Genomic DNA, 14,387 nt, shown 5'->3' on the forward strand with positions numbered 1-14,387 from the left:
TCCGCGCTAATCCTTCGCTTGCGCTACGTGCACCTGCGGGCGGGCAGTCGCCCTTGCGGGCGCGGCGCAACCGATATGCTTTAGTACTGCAAACTACATGCTCGGTCCCGGCTCCGGCAGGATTGGCGCGCTCGTATCCTGATAGGTCAGCCAATTGCGCCAGATCGTGTGGGTGCGCTGATCGATGAGCCGGATTGAGCAGCGTAAGCTCATGGCGTTGCGGATCGTGCCTTCCTTCCATTGTTCATACACGGCGTAACACTCTTTCTCGCGATGCTGCTGCGCAGCAGCCTGTGATGCACGCATGAGTGAATGCAGTTCGCTCTCGCCTGTATCTGAAAAGCCAGCTTCGCCCATCGCGGTTTCGAAGTAGAGCTCTTCGCGCTCCTCCGCGCGCTGGCGAATTCCGGCGAGGCAGTCATTTATCTCGATGGTGGTCCCATCACAGCCATAAGAAATGTACTTTGGCGTAAAGGGTGGGCGGAATCTAAATATCAATTCCTTGACGCCATGCCCCTCGCTTTTCATTCGAACGGCAGCGACAAGACCTTCGCCCGGCCTTTCCGGATCAGCGCAGCGCAGCGTCAGCGCATTGAAGTAGGCAGCACATTCTTCGATCCCGACCAACCGGAAGGTGAGCATGTCATCCTTCTCCTCCCAACCGGTCAGGTCAGCGTTGAAATGCTTGAGCTTGAGGACGAGCGAACCTTCCTCCTCCATCATGTAAAGATGTTCGGTGAACATGATTTCGCCGGTCTCGGTCTCCTGCACAAAGGTACCGACCATCGTTCCGCCCATTGGCGGGAGCCAGCTTTCCATCGCCGGCGCGCCGCCGATCCCTTCGCCCCGCCATTGACCCACAAGCCAATCCATTTGCGCAAGCGATGCACTAGGCGATTCGAAACCTTTCTCGCCCACACGAGTTTCTAAAGCTGAGTCTTGGGCCGCCACTGATCCGGTCAGCAAAATCGCGACCAAAGCTGATCCAATGACCTGTCCGATTGCACACATTGCACCTCTCCTATCGACACCGTCCACCAGGCTGCAACTCAAGCGCAAAACCATCAAAGCAGAGGGTTGACGTAATACAGACGGAGCGCAAGATCGCTATTCGACATCCACTGTGAAAAAAGATTCTCGCCGCCTAGCTTGCTTGACGTTTACGTAAACGCAAGCTAGGGCGTGCGGCAAATAAGAGAGATAGGAAGGAAGCCTCCATGAAAATCCTCGTCCCCGTCAAGCGGGTGATCGATTACAACGTCAAACCGCGCGTAAAAGCGGATGGTTCGGGCGTTGATCTTGCCAACGTCAAAATGAGCATGAACCCTTTTGACGAGATCGCAGTCGAAGAAGCGATCCGCATCAAGGAAGCGGGCAAGGCAGAAGAAATCATTGCCGTATCCATCGGCCCTGCAAAGGCTCAGGAAACGCTGCGAACCGCGCTCGCCATGGGTGCAGACCGCGCAATCCTCGTCGAAACCGACGAAGATGTGGAACCACTCGGCGTTGCCAAGATCCTGAAAGCGATCGCGGAAGAAGAGCAGCCCGGCCTTATCCTGCTTGGCAAGCAATCGATCTCGGACGATTCGAACCAAACCGGCCAAATGCTCGCCGCTCTTATGGGCCGCCCTCAGGGCACTTTTGCCAACACGGTTGAAATCGATGGCGACAGCGTTTCGGTGAAGCGTGAGATTGATGGTGGTCTCGAAACCGTCAAGCTCACCATGCCAGCAATCGTAACCACCGATCTTCGCTTGAATGAGCCGCGCTATGCTTCGCTGCCCAACATTATGAAAGCGAAGAAGAAGCCATTGGACACCAAGGCACCAGCCGATTTCGGTGTCGACATCGCGCCTCGTCTCACCACCACCAATGTCAGCGAGCCTCCGGTCCGCCAGGCCGGCGAAAAGGTTGAAGACGTCGCAGCACTCGTCGCCAAGATCAAGGAGCTGGGGATCGCTTAAGCGGCCCAGCGTAAGAAGAGGATAGACACTATGAACACTCTCGTTCTCGTCGAACACGACAATTCATCGCTGAATGACGCCACTCTCGCCGTCGTCACCGCGGCTGCAGAGCTTGGCGAAGTGCACGCTCTGGTTGCAGGCGAAAACTGCGGCGCAGTTGCGGATGCAGCTGCCAAGATCACTGGCGTTTCCAAAGTACTGAAAGCGGACGATGCCGCTTATGCCAACGGCCTTGCTGAAAATGTAGCGCCGCTGATTGCAGGTCTCATGGACGGCTACGACGCTTTCCTCGCGCCAGCGACCACATCGGGCAAGAACATCGCTCCGCGCGTTGCAGCGCACCTTGATGTGATGCAGATCTCGGACATTCTCTCAGTTGAGGGCCCCAAGACCTTCACCCGTCCGATCTACGCCGGAAACGCGATCGCAACGGTCGAATCGAACGATCCAAAACTCGTCATCACCGTGCGCGGCACTGCGTTTGCCAAGGCTGATGCCGAAGGCGGCTCTGCTTCAATCGAAGACGCATCAGGCCCCGGCGATGCTGGCCTTTCCAGCTTTGTAAGCCGCGAAATTGCCGAGAGTGATCGCCCGGAACTCGCCAGCGCGAAGGTCATCGTATCGGGTGGCCGCGCTCTTAAAGACAGCGAGACTTTCGAGCAGATCATCAACCCGCTCGCCGACAAGCTTGGCGCCGCCATCGGCGCATCACGTGCTGCGGTTGACGCTGGTTATGTGCCGAACGATTATCAGGTTGGCCAAACCGGCAAGATCGTGGCCCCCGAAGTCTACATTGCGATCGGCATTTCCGGCGCGATCCAGCACCTTGCCGGCATGAAAGACTCCAAGGTCATCATCGCAATCAACAAGGATGAAGATGCGCCGATCTTCCAAGTGGCAGACATCGGCCTCGTCGCAGATCTTTATAACGCCGTGCCCGAATTGACCGGCGCGTTGGGATAAAGCTGCACAAATTCTGAAGGTTGCACAAAACCCCCGCTAGGCTAGTTAGCTCGGCGGGGGTTTTTCTTATGCGGTCTTTTGTTGTTCTAGCTCTCAGTTTGGCGGGCAGTCTCTATTTGAGTGCGCAGCAAGCAAGCGCGGAAACACTGGAGCTTCAACCAGCTTCCAATTGGAAGCTGCGCGAATACGAGGACAAGTGCAGGGCGACGCGAGTCTTTGATAAAGGCGATCAAAGCGTAACGCTCTGGCTCGAACAGGGCGGGAAGGGCCAAGTTTTCAATCTCACATTGATTGGCGATCCGCTCAAGAATCCATTCGGGCCGGCTGTTCGAATACAGTTTGGCGATGAGGCCGAAATTGCCCGAAGCTATATCTCTACCAAGTCCAGCAAGGGGCGTCCCGTCATGCGGATGTACGGTGTCACGTTGGTTCAGCCAGAATTAGAACGCGACAGAGATGCTGATGCACCGGATACACGCATTGCCGCCGAACGCGCGAATGCGATCGATGCGCTCACCATCAGAGGTGCAGGATTGAGCAGCGATTTTTCGCTCTTGCTTGGACAGATGAGGCCTCAGTTTGAATTCTTGCAGGACTGTGGCGAGAGGGTCGAAGTCAGGCTGAGCGAAGCAGGAAGGCCTCTGACCGACGAAGCGAGCGCTCCCGTCCCGATCGATGAAGATAAATGGCTGAACGTCGCAGATTTCCCAACGTATCTGCAAAGAAGCAAAATGGAGGGCAGGGTCGAAGTCAGGCTGACAATTTCGAAGACCGGCAAGCCGAGCGCTTGTACCGTGATCAAATCAAACAAGCCGCAATTGTTCGATGATCCGGTATGTCTTGGCCTGTTAAAACGTGCCAAGTTTGAGCCAGCCAAGAATGGCGCTGGTGAAGCGGTACCATCCTATTTCTTCCAGAAGGTATCGTTTATTTTGCGCTGACTGGACAGCGGAAATCGGAACTGCCAGTCCTTCACATAAAGCTCACAATAAAGTGCAGCGTCATCCCAACGAGGCCGCCTACCAGTGTTCCGTTGATGCGGATAAATTGCAGGTCGCGTCCTACGGCATTCTCGATTCGTCCGGTAATCGTTGTCGCGTCCCAGCGCTTTACTGTTTCTGAGACCAGCGTGACGATCTCCGCGCCATAGCGTGTTGCGATGCCCGCGGCTGTTCTGCGGGCGAAGCGGTTTATTTGGGTTTGCAGGCGCGCGTCCTGGCTGAGAGCGGTGCCCAGATCCGCCAGGCCTTTGCGCATTTCTGCGCCAAGCCCGCTCTCCGGGTCGCGCGCGCGGCGGATCAATGAACGGCGAATACGCTCCCACACACCCATCCACCATTCCGCAACCGCCGGATTATCGATTATGTCACGCTTCATCTGCTCGACGCGTTCGCGTGTTTCGGGGTCGGTCTGCAAGTCTTTGGCAAGCTGCGCCAAGCCCTCTTCAATTTTGTGACGAAGCGGATGCTCTGGGTCGACCAGAACTTCGGCGAGTAGCTTGTAAAGGCCATCGAGAACGCTGCCCGAAATGCGTTCATCAAGGCCCGTCCAGCGCAGCACGGCGTTGGCGCGCTTATGGATGATGTCGCGCACGGTCTCTTCATTGTCTTCGAGCGTCAGGCCGGCCCAGCGGATAAATCCATTGATCAAGGGCTGATGGCTTCGATCCGTCATCGCGCTTTCGAGCATCCGGCCAGCAAGCGGCGATACATCGACTTTAGCAAGTTGACCGGCGAGACCGGATCGCACCTGATTGCCGAGCCTGTCAGGATCAAGCGATTCAAGGACTTCGGCAAGCAATTCCGCCGCTCCGCCAGTGATACGGGAGCGGGCATCATCCTTGGAGGATTCGTCGGATCCTGCGACCAGAAAATCGCCGACCGCGCGTGCGACATTCATCCCGGACATTCGCCTTGCGACGACTGCCGGTGTCAGGAAGTTTTCTTGCAGGAAGTTCGCCATAGTATCGGCGATCCTGTCCTTGTTTTCTGGGATGATCGCGGTGTGAGGGATCGGGAGGCCGAGCGGGTGGCGGAACAGCGCTGTCACTGCGAACCAGTCTGCAAGGCCGCCAACCATTGCCGCCTCTGCAAAAGCGTTGACGTATCCCCATGCTGGATGACCCGAAACGGAAAGAGCGTGCGTGCTGAAAAACAGGACGGCCATTGCGGCAAGCAATCCAGTCGCGCTCCACCGCATGCGTCTCGCGCGATCCGCGGTGAGCGGTTCGCCCCCGAATGGGGATGGATTGGGTGCCTCAGCCATGGGGGGCTTCTGTGACGGATAATGCATGATCCGTCACCTATCGAAGCGCAAGGAAGCGCGATTATTCAGCTGGTAACGCTCCTGGAGGCAAACGCGTTTCCGGCTCCGCACTACCCGGCATGGGCAGATCAGGACGCGTTTCACCGGTCGCAGGACCATATGGGCGGCTTTCATCGCCCGGCTTGTAGGTGAGCATCTTTTCACGCAGCCACGGCCCAACGCGCCGTTCAAATCCGTCTGCAAGGCTAAACCCTGCAGGGACGATCAAGAGCGTCAATACGGTCGACATGATAAGCCCGCCAATGACCACAATACCCATTGGCTGGCGCCATGCGCCATCGCCGGTGAGCGAAATCGCTGTCGGAACCATGCCTGCCGTCATAGCAACGGTCGTCATCACGATCGGCTGTGCGCGCTTGTGCCCCGCCTCCATGATTGCGGTGAACTTGTTCGTTCCCCGCTCCATCTCCTCAATCGCGAAATCGATAAGCAGGATGGAGTTTTTGGAGACAATTCCGAGAAGCAGCAGTGTGCCGATGTAAACAGGCATCGATTGCGGCATGCCGATAAACCAGATGAGCATGATGCCGCCCAAAGGCGCGAGCGCGAGTGACGTCATGTTTACCAGCGGGCTCATCAGCCGTTTGTAAAGCAGCACGAGGCAAGCAAACACCAGCAACACGCCCGAAACGATGGCCACCTGGAGGTTTTCCAAGAGCTCGTTCTGGATCTCATCATCACCCACAGCATCGCGAATGACGCCGGTCGGGAGATCCTGCAGGATCGGCAACGCATCAATCTGCTGCTGCGCGTTGCCTTTAAGAACACCGCTCGCAAGGTCTGCTCCGACGACTACGCGGCGGTTCTGATTGAATCGCTGAATTGCGGTGGGGCCTGATCCAAACTCGATATCGGCAACCCGGCTGAGCGGAACAGTGCCGCCGCTTCTTGTTGGAACCGGGAGATTTTCAATCGTCGTCATGCTGGCGCGATCTTCCTCGCTCAACTTGACGCGGATCGGAATCTGCCGATCAGACAGCGAGAACTTGGCAGCATTCTGCTCGATTTCGCCCAGAGTGGCGATACGAATGGCCTGACTGATGGCGAGCGTAGACACGCCCAGTTCCGCCGCCAATTGCTCGTTCGGCTTGATCAGGATTTCAGGACGGCTGAGGTCAGCGCCGATGCGAGGTGCAACGAGCGAATCCAGCCCCTTCATCTGTTCAACGAGAGTGGTGGCCGTCTCGTTGAGCAGCTCCGGATCAGAGCCCGCCAGCATCACCGACATATCGCGGCCCGAGCCGAAACCGATGGAATCGGCAACGAACCGGACACGCGCATCCGGGATCTGGTTAAGGATAGGCGTCATTTCGCGCTGGAAATCGATCGAGGAGCGCTCGCGGTCTTCTTTCAGGGTGATGTAGATCGTCGATTCGCCGACGCGGATGCGCTCCAGCATCAGTTCGACTTCCTGCTCCTGATAGAGGATTTCGGCGACCTGATCGGTGATGCGCTTTGTCCCTTCAAGCGTTGTGCCCGGGACCATTTCAATGGCGATTTCACTGTTCGAATCGTCAATATCGGGCTGGAATTGGCCCGGAACGCTGCTGAACAGGACCATCGTCACCAAAAGCGACATCCACCCCGCGCCAAGCATCCAGACGCGGTGATCGTAGAAACGAGCTGTCAGATACTGCGTGCTTTGTCCAAACCGTGAGCGGTTTCTGCCGAGCAATTCGATACCTTTGAACACCAGCCAGCCAGCTGCAAATGCCACCAAAGAGGCAAAGACCAAGAGCAGGATTTCGACCAGTTTGGAGATGGTCAAGAACACCGCTCCAAACTCGTCATCCGAAAACGTTCCGGCGATCCGGCCGGGAATGGAGTATTCGCCAACGAAATTCCACACTGCAAAAATAGTGAACCCTGTGATGCCAAGGAGCGCGACCACAACAAGGAGCATGCTCGGCACGTAGAGCCAACGCCAGCGTGGGCCTTCCACGCCTTCTCGCCGCGTATTCATTTTCCCGCGATCAAGCGTCCAGGCGAGAATCCGCAAATAGCGGTCCATCATTGGGCCTTCGCCGTGTTCGGCGTGGCCTTTGGCCGACAGGAAATAGGCCGCCATCAATGGCGTAATCATCCGCGCCACGGCAAGGCTCATCAAAACCGCGACGACCACGGTAAGGCCGAAGTTCTTGAAGAATTGCCCCGTGACGCCCGGCATCAGGCCCACGGGCAGGAACACCGCGACAATACAGAAACTCGTCGCGACAACAGGGAGGCCGATTTCGTCGGCAGCATCAATACTCGCCTGATAGGCGGTTTTGCCCATTCGCATATGCCTGACGATGTTCTCGATCTCGACAATCGCGTCATCGACCAGGACGCCTGCCACCAAGCCAAGCGCGAGAAGCGACAGGAAGTTCAGGTTGAACCCGAGCAGATCCATAAAGAAAAAGGTCGGGATCGCCGACAACGGGATTGCGACCGCGCTGATAAAAGTCGCGCGCCAATCGCGCAGGAAGAAAAACACCACAACAACAGCCAGCACGGCGCCTTCGATCAGCGCCGACATCGAGCTTTTGTACTGGCTTTCCGTGTATTTGACCGTGTTGAACAGCGGGATGAAGCGGACATCAGGGTTTTCCGCCTGAATCTCTTCAATCACCACCTTGGCATTTTCGAAAACGGTCACGTCCGAGGCACCGCGCGCGCGGCTCATGAAGAAATTGACGACCTCTTTATCGCGCACTTCACTGATTGACTGACGCTCGGAGAACCCATCGCGCACGCGCGCAACTTCGCCCAAGCGAACCGTGCGGCCTCCGCCCAATTGCAATTGGCGCTGCGACAATTCGTATGCCGTATCATTGTTGCCAAGTACGCGAAGCGATTGGCGAGTGCCGCCAACCTCGGCAAGACCGCCTGCCGCATCGACATTGGTCGTGCGAAGGACGTTGTTGATGTCTGAGGCGGTGATGCCCAGTGCCTGCATCTTGGCTGTGTCGAGGATCACCTCAATCTCGCGATCTACGCCGCCGAACCGCCCAGCTTCTGCCATGCCTTCAATATCGAGCAGTCTTTTGGCCACCGTGTCATCGATAAACCAGCTGAGCTGTTCGATGGTCATGTCGCTGGCTTCGACCGCGTAAATGCCGAGGAAACCGCCGCCCACTTCGGCCTTGGTGATATTCGGTTCAAGAATACCTTCAGGCAGGCTTCCGCGCACTCGGTCGACCGCGTTTTTGACTTCGGTGACGACTGCGTCCGGATCCTCGCCAATCTCAAATTCGACAAAGGTAAACGAACTGCCTTCCGATGCCGTCGATGAAATCTGCTTCACCCCGTTTATCGAGCGGACTGCGCTTTCAACCTGCTGGGTGATTTGGTTTTCGATCTCTGTCGGCGCAGCACCCGGTTGACTGATGCGCACCGATACGCCGGGGAACTCAATCTCCGGGTTGTTGGTGATATCCATCCGCGCGAAACTGACGATCCCTGCAAACAGCAGAGCCGTAAACATGACGAGCGGTATCACCGGGTTGCGGATCGACCACGCCGAAAGATTGCGGAAATTCATAAGGTCAAATCACCCATGCTGGTCGTCATATCGTTCAAACTGCCAGACGTCGTTCCGCCGTCAGATACGCAAACGAGGGCCTGACGGATCATCATTCGCTGCTCGCGTCATCGCCGCTGTCACCGCCGCCAATCGGTTCGCCTTCGCGTCGCGGACGAACGGTTTCACCCGGATTGCGGAAGCCGCCAGAACGCAAGACGACAGCTTCGCCGCCTGCAAGCCCGTCGGTGATTGCCACTCCATCGGGAGTGACTGCGCCCGTTTTGATAGCCCGACGCTCGATCTTGTTCTCACCCGTCACGATGTAGACATAGGGGCCTTCCTCATCCGCGAGCACAGCGCTTTCAGGAAGAACCGTTGCCGTCATCGTGCCGCTCATGATTTGCGCGGTCGCAAAGCCACCGGGACGCAATTCAGGCGCGAAGGGAAGCGCAATGCGCGCAGTGCCCTGGCGAGTGGTGGTATCAACGACCGGGGAGAGCTGCCAAACCTGCCCATTGAAACTCTTTTCAGAGCCTGCAGGGATAACACTCGCATTCACCCCTTGCGACAGACCTGCAAGCTGGCTTTCGCTGACCTGAGCAAGCATTTCCATCTCGCCGCTGCGGGCAATGCGGAACAGCGCAGGGGCGCCTGGACCAACCGATTGGCCCGGTTCGACATTGCGTTCCAGCACATAACCAGCCGCCGGCGCAAAAATGCGCAGACGCGCGTTGCGGGCGCGCAACTCAGCCAGCTGCGCTTCAGCGACACGGACGCGCGCTTGTGCGGAATCGCGTGTTGCCGTCAGCCGATCAACGTCAGCTTTCGAAACGAAGCCGCGCTCCACCAATTGCAATGCGCGATCCAGGTTCGCTTGAGCGAGATTGGCGTCCGCTTTTGCAACTTCGATTTGAGCTGCCTGTGCCTGCGCTTGTTGAGTTTGGACAGTGCGATCAATCACAGCCAAAGTTTGGCCAGCGCTCACCCATTCACCGGCATCAACGGGTACAGAGACGACGCGCCCGCCTTCTCCTTCGACACCGACAGGCATTTCGCGGCGTGCAGCAATAGTACCGGGGACTTCGATAATGCCTTGGACAGTGGTTTGCCCTGCGTTGACAACGGTGACGACGGGAGCCTGCGAATTGTCATCGGCGGCTGCTTCTGGCTCACCTGTCGCAAACACGAAATAGGCGATGATGGCCGCGCCAAGTGCGAGCACGGCGAACACACCGATCAGGAGCCCGCGCGACATTCCGGGCTTCTGCCCTTCTAGTTCGCCGCCGTCATGGCCCTTGGCCGTGTCGCCCGGAAGACCTTCGCCGGGGACGTAATCCACCCGCTCATCCGTAACTGTAGCCTCGTAATTCATGCCCTCGCCTCGTTTTGGACAGCCAAAACAGCCTGTCTAGTCTGCATCAAAGTGTATTAGATGCATAACTCACCCTGCGCAACATCTTTACGCTCACAAGGCTTTTACCGCAATGCGCGGTTCGACTGATGACATGGAGAATAGACGAGCGGCATCAGGGCAAAGTTCCTCAGAACACACAAAAAAGGGCGCGGCGGTCATTCCCGCCGCGCCCTCAATGGGTGATTGATCTGATGTATCTACCGAACGCGGCCGCGCTGAATGAGGTTCATGACCCCCAGAAGGACAACAGCGCCAAGCACCGCAACACCCAATCCGACAAGCGAAAATTCCTGCACGCTGCCGCTGATACCTAGCAGTGGGCCCGCAATCAGATTGCCGATGACTGAGCCAATGCAGCCAACCACAATGTTCCAGAAAATGCCCATGGAGGCATCCCTGTTCATGACAAGACTGGCAAGCCAACCTGCCACGCCGCCGACGATTAATGCGATAATCCAACCCATAGTGTCCTCCTGCTTATCGATCTTGGCTTTTAGACGAAACCAATGACCGAACCAACCTTGAGCAGGCAGGAACGTTCCAAAATGAGGATTTAGTAGGTTTTGGAGCGGGAAGCGCTCGCTTAGTATTTCAGCTGACGCTCGTAGAGGTCTCGGTAGTGTTGGATGCGAGTTACGCGGAGGCCTTGCATGCCCGAACGATCAACCGCACGCTGCCAGGATGCAAACTCTTCCAGTGTGAGGTTATAGCGTTCAAGCACCTCATCAATGGTCAACAGCCCACCGTTTACCGCAGCGACCACTTCGGCCTTGCGGCGCACGACCCAGCGCTTCGTCTTTGGCGAAGGCAGATCATCAAGCGTCAACGGCTCACCGAGCGGGCCGATCACTTGTGCGGGGCGTATGTCCTGGTTTTCAATCATTAATTGTCTCTCGCGTCGCCTGATGCCGCATTGTCCTGAACTTCTGAGACAATAGGCGACGATGCTTTTCGAGGCTCTAAAACATCTAGGTTAACAGGCCGTTCGCAATCATTATCTTCAATCAGCGGTTCGTCGCGAAAATAGCGCGCTGCAGCGTCTCCGAAGCTCGCAGCTGCCGATCCTATCGGGTTTTGCTTGTCGCGACTTAGCAGCAGGCGCAGCTCTCGCGCCGCTTTCAAACGGGTGGTAAGTTCGTTCCAATCGAGCGCGCGAAGCGCATCACCGCCCTTGCGCATCGCCGCTTCTGAATCGCCACGCGCCGCGCCAATAAGGACGCCGTCGGCTGCATCACGCACCGAGCCGCGACCCTTTGAATCGCGAATCACCGGCCGCACAATCGAAGAGGCTTTTTCGAACATTCGCTCTCCGATAGAGAGAGGATGTCAAAATGTGGTAAAGCCCGGCTTTACCGAGTTTTAGGATTAGAGCGGCGCGAAAGCGGCCTGTTCTGTGGGTATTCTATCGAGTTTGGCTCGGTCCAAACACCTCTGGCACTCGGGCAGCACGCGCACTATATCGCGCGCACTCTCGGTCTTTTAACATGTCACTTGATACCTCTCTCGACACGCCATCCGCATTTGGCCTCGACAGCGCAGCGCTGTTCGATCTTCCGCGCGCGCCTTCGGAATGTCGCATCGTGGTGGCGATGAGCGGCGGTGTGGATTCCTCCGTGGTCGCCGCTTTGGCGCATGATACGGGCGCTGAAGTCATCGGGATCACACTGCAGCTTTACGATTATGGCGCGGCGACCGGGCGTAAGGGCGCTTGCTGCGCCGGCGATGACATTGCCGATGCACGCGCCGTTGCCGACAGGCTGGGCATTGCGCATTACGTGTTCGACCATGAAAGCGCGTTTCGCGATAGCGTGGTTGATCAGTTTGCAGATGAATACCTTGCTGGGCGCACCCCTGTCCCCTGCATTCGCTGCAATATGGGGCCCAAGTTTACCGATCTCTTCCGCATGGCGCGTGAGCTGGGCGCAGATTGTCTGGCGACCGGACATTATGTGCAGCGGGTTAAGGGCCCGCAGCAAAGCAATTCGGGGCCAGAGCTTTACCGCGCTGTCGATCCAGCGCGCGATCAGTCCTACTTTCTCTATGCAACAACGCAGGATCAGCTCGATTACATCCGCTTTCCTTTAGGCGGGCTGGAAAAGAGCGTGGTGCGCGAACTCGCTGAAAAAGCGGGCCTCAGAAATGCAGCGAAACCTGACAGTCAGGACATCTGCTTTGTCCCCGATGGCAATTACGCAAAGATCGTCACCGATCTTCGCCCCGAAGGCGGCGTGCCTGGCGATATAGTGCATGCAGCCACTGGCGATGTGCTCGGGCAGCACAAGGGCATTGTCCACTACACGGTCGGCCAGCGCAAAGGATTGGAGATAGGCGGTCAGCCAGAGCCGCTTTATGTGATCGCGCTCGATGCCGAAAATCGTGAAGTTCGCGTGGGGCCAAAGCGCATGCTGGGCGTCGAAAGCGCCGAGTTGATTGAGACCAATCGCATCGGCCCGTTACCCGTTGGCGAAGAACTCACCGCCAAGGTACGCAGCCTTGCGAAGCCTGTTCCGATTTCGCTTGATGGTCCGCTCGGCGATGGCGCGGCCACCACGATCCGCTTTGCCAATCCTGAATTCGGTGTAGCGCCCGGGCAGGCAGCGGTCATCTATGCTGGTGAGCGCGTTGTGGGCGGCGGCTGGATCGATGCAACCACCTCGGTTGCGGCCTAGCGCTCCCACTTCTCAAGCACGCAGCCGAAGCCTTCGCGGTACGTGGCTGTGTTAGCCGTGACGAGCGGAAAGCGCGCGGTGACACTTTTCGCATCAACATCGTCAACCAATGTGACCAGCTCCATCCCGCCAAGTTTGTCCTTCTCGCAATCATCGAGCGAGCGGCCCGAAACAAACCGGCACGAACACGCGACACGCGCCGCATAGCTGGTGCCAACTTCGGCATAACCGCCAATGGGCTCGCGAAAAGTATAGAATACGGCCGCCAAAGCGCAGAACACGATTACGATCAGCCAGACCGCAACTTTCATGCTTCCCGATTTTTGCGCCTTTGCCATTGCCAACCCGTTTCGTGTGCGAGAAAGACCGCGTGATGACGGATCGCAATCAATCTCACAAGACCGCAAAATCGCGCGGCACATATTGCCTGGCTCTATCGGCGCTTGTTCTCGCCTCTTGCGAGGCTCCGGACACTGGCCCGCCACCGCTTACCGAACAAGCTTTGGCTGCGGTTACTGAGGATGCGGGCGCGCCAAAGGATCAGCTCGCTCGTCAAGTGGATGAGCTGTTCACAACAGAAGGCCTCGGAGAAACACGCGCTGTTCTCGTGATGGCAGATGGCGAGATTGCTGCTGAGCGATATGCGGATGGCTACGATGCTGACACCCGCTTTATCAGCTGGTCGATGGCGAAAACGATTACTGCCGTGTTGATCGGGATGCTGGTCGCGGATGGCAAGCTAAGCGTTAAGGAGCCCGCGCCCGTCCCCTTATGGCAGCGACCGGGCGATCCGCGCAGCGAGATCACTTTGGAACATCTCCTGCAAATGCGCTCAGGTCTGCGCCATACCGAGGCGGGCGATCCGCCGTTTGATTCCTCCGAAGTGCGTATGCTGTTCCTTGATGGGCGCGATGATATGGCGCGCTGGGCGAAAGAGCAGCCGTTGGAAGCAGAGCCGGGCGAAAAGTTCGAGTACTCATCCAACACCACCGTAATTCTGGCTGATATCGCCGCGCGGGCTTTGACGAAAAGCGATGATCCGGAAGTACGCCGCGCAGCCATCGCGGAATTCTTGGAAGAACGCCTCTTTGGCCCCTTGGATATGACATCAGTTGTGCCCGAATTTGATGCGTCGGGCACTTTGATCGGTGGCAGTTTAATGCATGCCACCGCACGCGATTATGCGAAGTTCGGCGAATTCATGCGGGCAGGTGGGAAAGCCCCCGGCGGTGAGCAATTGGTTCCAACGGGATGGATCGAAGCGATGACCTCGCCCAGTCCGGCTTCGGAGCATTATGGCTATCAGACATGGATGAACCGGCCTGAGCCAAGATTGGAATACCCGCATCCACTCTTTCCGGACCGCGCACCCAATAGCTTGTTTGCGCTGATAGGACATATGGGGCAGTACGTTCTGGTTTCGCCAGAACAGAATGTAACTCTGGTTCGGCTTGGCCATTCCACGAGCGAAGAACGCCCGCTCATGTTGCAAGAAGCAGCCGATGTGTTGGCGCTTTATCCGGAATAGGGATCTCGTGGGCCATCAG

General features: G+C 57.3%; 13 protein-coding genes. 5 read left to right on the forward strand and 8 right to left on the reverse strand.

What is annotated here, in order from left to right; all coding sequences use genetic code 11:
* Positions 1-93: 93 nt before the first annotated feature.
* Complete coding sequence (locus tag AUC45_RS15565; protein ID WP_156423795.1) at positions 94-1,011, reverse strand: DUF6265 family protein; 918 nt, start codon at positions 1,009-1,011, stop codon at positions 94-96.
* A 206-nt stretch (positions 1,012-1,217) separates the two neighbouring features.
* Between AUC45_RS15565 and AUC45_RS08720 the strand changes: the two genes are divergently transcribed.
* From AUC45_RS08720 to AUC45_RS08730, 3 genes are all read left to right on the forward strand, one after another.
* Complete coding sequence (locus AUC45_RS08720; protein WP_067601169.1) at positions 1,218-1,964, forward strand: electron transfer flavoprotein subunit beta/FixA family protein; 747 nt, start codon at positions 1,218-1,220, stop codon at positions 1,962-1,964.
* Positions 1,965-1,994: 30 nt separating this feature from the next.
* The gene (locus AUC45_RS08725) at positions 1,995-2,927 is read left to right on the forward strand and encodes an electron transfer flavoprotein subunit alpha/FixB family protein (protein ID WP_067601172.1); all 933 of its coding nucleotides are present in this window, start codon (positions 1,995-1,997) and stop codon (positions 2,925-2,927) included.
* A 68-nt stretch (positions 2,928-2,995) separates the two neighbouring features.
* Positions 2,996-3,868 (forward strand): energy transducer TonB, encoded by an 873-nt coding sequence (locus tag AUC45_RS08730; RefSeq protein WP_067601175.1) that lies wholly within the window; start codon positions 2,996-2,998, stop codon positions 3,866-3,868.
* 31 nt (positions 3,869-3,899) lie between these two features.
* Here AUC45_RS08730 and AUC45_RS08735 read toward each other — a convergent pair whose 3' ends face one another.
* From AUC45_RS08735 to AUC45_RS08760, 6 genes are all read right to left on the reverse strand, one after another.
* Entirely contained in the window at positions 3,900-5,192 is a 1,293-nt protein-coding gene (locus tag AUC45_RS08735) for a DUF445 domain-containing protein (RefSeq protein ID WP_082701057.1), read from the reverse strand.
* A 61-nt stretch (positions 5,193-5,253) separates the two neighbouring features.
* Positions 5,254-8,775 (reverse strand): efflux RND transporter permease subunit, encoded by a 3,522-nt coding sequence (locus AUC45_RS08740; RefSeq protein WP_067601178.1) that lies wholly within the window; start codon positions 8,773-8,775, stop codon positions 5,254-5,256.
* A 91-nt stretch (positions 8,776-8,866) separates the two neighbouring features.
* Positions 8,867-10,129, reverse strand: coding sequence for an efflux RND transporter periplasmic adaptor subunit (locus tag AUC45_RS08745; RefSeq protein ID WP_067601181.1), 1,263 nt, complete (start codon positions 10,127-10,129; stop codon positions 8,867-8,869).
* 239 nt (positions 10,130-10,368) lie between these two features.
* Positions 10,369-10,635: a GlsB/YeaQ/YmgE family stress response membrane protein gene (locus AUC45_RS08750; RefSeq protein ID WP_067601184.1), complete on the reverse strand. Its 267-nt coding sequence runs from the start codon at positions 10,633-10,635 to the stop codon at positions 10,369-10,371.
* 119 nt (positions 10,636-10,754) lie between these two features.
* Positions 10,755-11,054 (reverse strand): DUF1153 domain-containing protein, encoded by a 300-nt coding sequence (locus AUC45_RS08755; protein ID WP_067601187.1) that lies wholly within the window; start codon positions 11,052-11,054, stop codon positions 10,755-10,757.
* Positions 11,054-11,473 carry a hypothetical protein gene (locus AUC45_RS08760; protein ID WP_067601190.1) on the reverse strand — a complete coding sequence of 140 codons (420 nt, stop codon included), beginning with the start codon at positions 11,471-11,473 and terminating at the stop codon, positions 11,054-11,056. Before AUC45_RS08760 ends, AUC45_RS08755 begins: the two co-directional genes overlap by 1 nt.
* Before the next feature lie 182 nt (positions 11,474-11,655).
* Between AUC45_RS08760 and mnmA the strand changes: the two genes are divergently transcribed.
* Positions 11,656-12,840, forward strand: a complete 1,185-nt coding sequence (gene mnmA, locus AUC45_RS08765; protein WP_067601193.1) for a tRNA 2-thiouridine(34) synthase MnmA — start codon at positions 11,656-11,658, stop codon at positions 12,838-12,840.
* Here the strand turns inward: mnmA and AUC45_RS08770 are convergent.
* Positions 12,837-13,178: a hypothetical protein gene (locus tag AUC45_RS08770; RefSeq protein ID WP_156423796.1), complete on the reverse strand. Its 342-nt coding sequence runs from the start codon at positions 13,176-13,178 to the stop codon at positions 12,837-12,839. The genes mnmA and AUC45_RS08770 overlap by 4 nt on opposite strands.
* Before the next feature lie 35 nt (positions 13,179-13,213).
* On the opposite strand from AUC45_RS08770, the gene AUC45_RS08775 reads away from it, so the two are divergent.
* Positions 13,214-14,368, forward strand: coding sequence for a serine hydrolase (locus AUC45_RS08775; protein WP_082701058.1), 1,155 nt, complete (start codon positions 13,214-13,216; stop codon positions 14,366-14,368).
* Positions 14,369-14,387: the final 19 nt, after the last annotated feature.

It is taken from the genome of Erythrobacter sp. YT30, from assembly GCF_001542875.1.
In the GTDB taxonomy this organism is placed as follows: domain Bacteria; phylum Pseudomonadota; class Alphaproteobacteria; order Sphingomonadales; family Sphingomonadaceae; genus Erythrobacter.

Bases quoted from the DNA above. Each gene is read 5' to 3' on its own strand.
- AUC45_RS15565 (WP_156423795.1), bottom strand. From the start codon at position 1,011: ATGTGTGCAATCGGACAGGTCATTGGATCAGCTTTGGTCGCGATTTTG.
- AUC45_RS08720 (WP_067601169.1), top strand. From the start codon at position 1,218: ATGAAAATCCTCGTCCCCGTCAAGCGGGTGATCGATTACAACGTCAAA.
- AUC45_RS08725 (WP_067601172.1), top strand. From the start codon at position 1,995: ATGAACACTCTCGTTCTCGTCGAACACGACAATTCATCGCTGAATGAC.
- AUC45_RS08730 (WP_067601175.1), top strand. From the start codon at position 2,996: ATGCGGTCTTTTGTTGTTCTAGCTCTCAGTTTGGCGGGCAGTCTCTAT.
- AUC45_RS08735 (WP_082701057.1), bottom strand. From the start codon at position 5,192: ATGGCTGAGGCACCCAATCCATCCCCATTCGGGGGCGAACCGCTCACC.
- AUC45_RS08740 (WP_067601178.1), bottom strand. From the start codon at position 8,775: ATGAATTTCCGCAATCTTTCGGCGTGGTCGATCCGCAACCCGGTGATA.
- AUC45_RS08745 (WP_067601181.1), bottom strand. From the start codon at position 10,129: ATGAATTACGAGGCTACAGTTACGGATGAGCGGGTGGATTACGTCCCC.
- AUC45_RS08750 (WP_067601184.1), bottom strand. From the start codon at position 10,635: ATGGGTTGGATTATCGCATTAATCGTCGGCGGCGTGGCAGGTTGGCTT.
- AUC45_RS08755 (WP_067601187.1), bottom strand. From the start codon at position 11,054: ATGATTGAAAACCAGGACATACGCCCCGCACAAGTGATCGGCCCGCTC.
- AUC45_RS08760 (WP_067601190.1), bottom strand. From the start codon at position 11,473: ATGTTCGAAAAAGCCTCTTCGATTGTGCGGCCGGTGATTCGCGATTCA.
- mnmA (WP_067601193.1), top strand. From the start codon at position 11,656: ATGTCACTTGATACCTCTCTCGACACGCCATCCGCATTTGGCCTCGAC.
- AUC45_RS08770 (WP_156423796.1), bottom strand. From the start codon at position 13,178: ATGGCAAAGGCGCAAAAATCGGGAAGCATGAAAGTTGCGGTCTGGCTG.
- AUC45_RS08775 (WP_082701058.1), top strand. From the start codon at position 13,214: ATGACGGATCGCAATCAATCTCACAAGACCGCAAAATCGCGCGGCACA.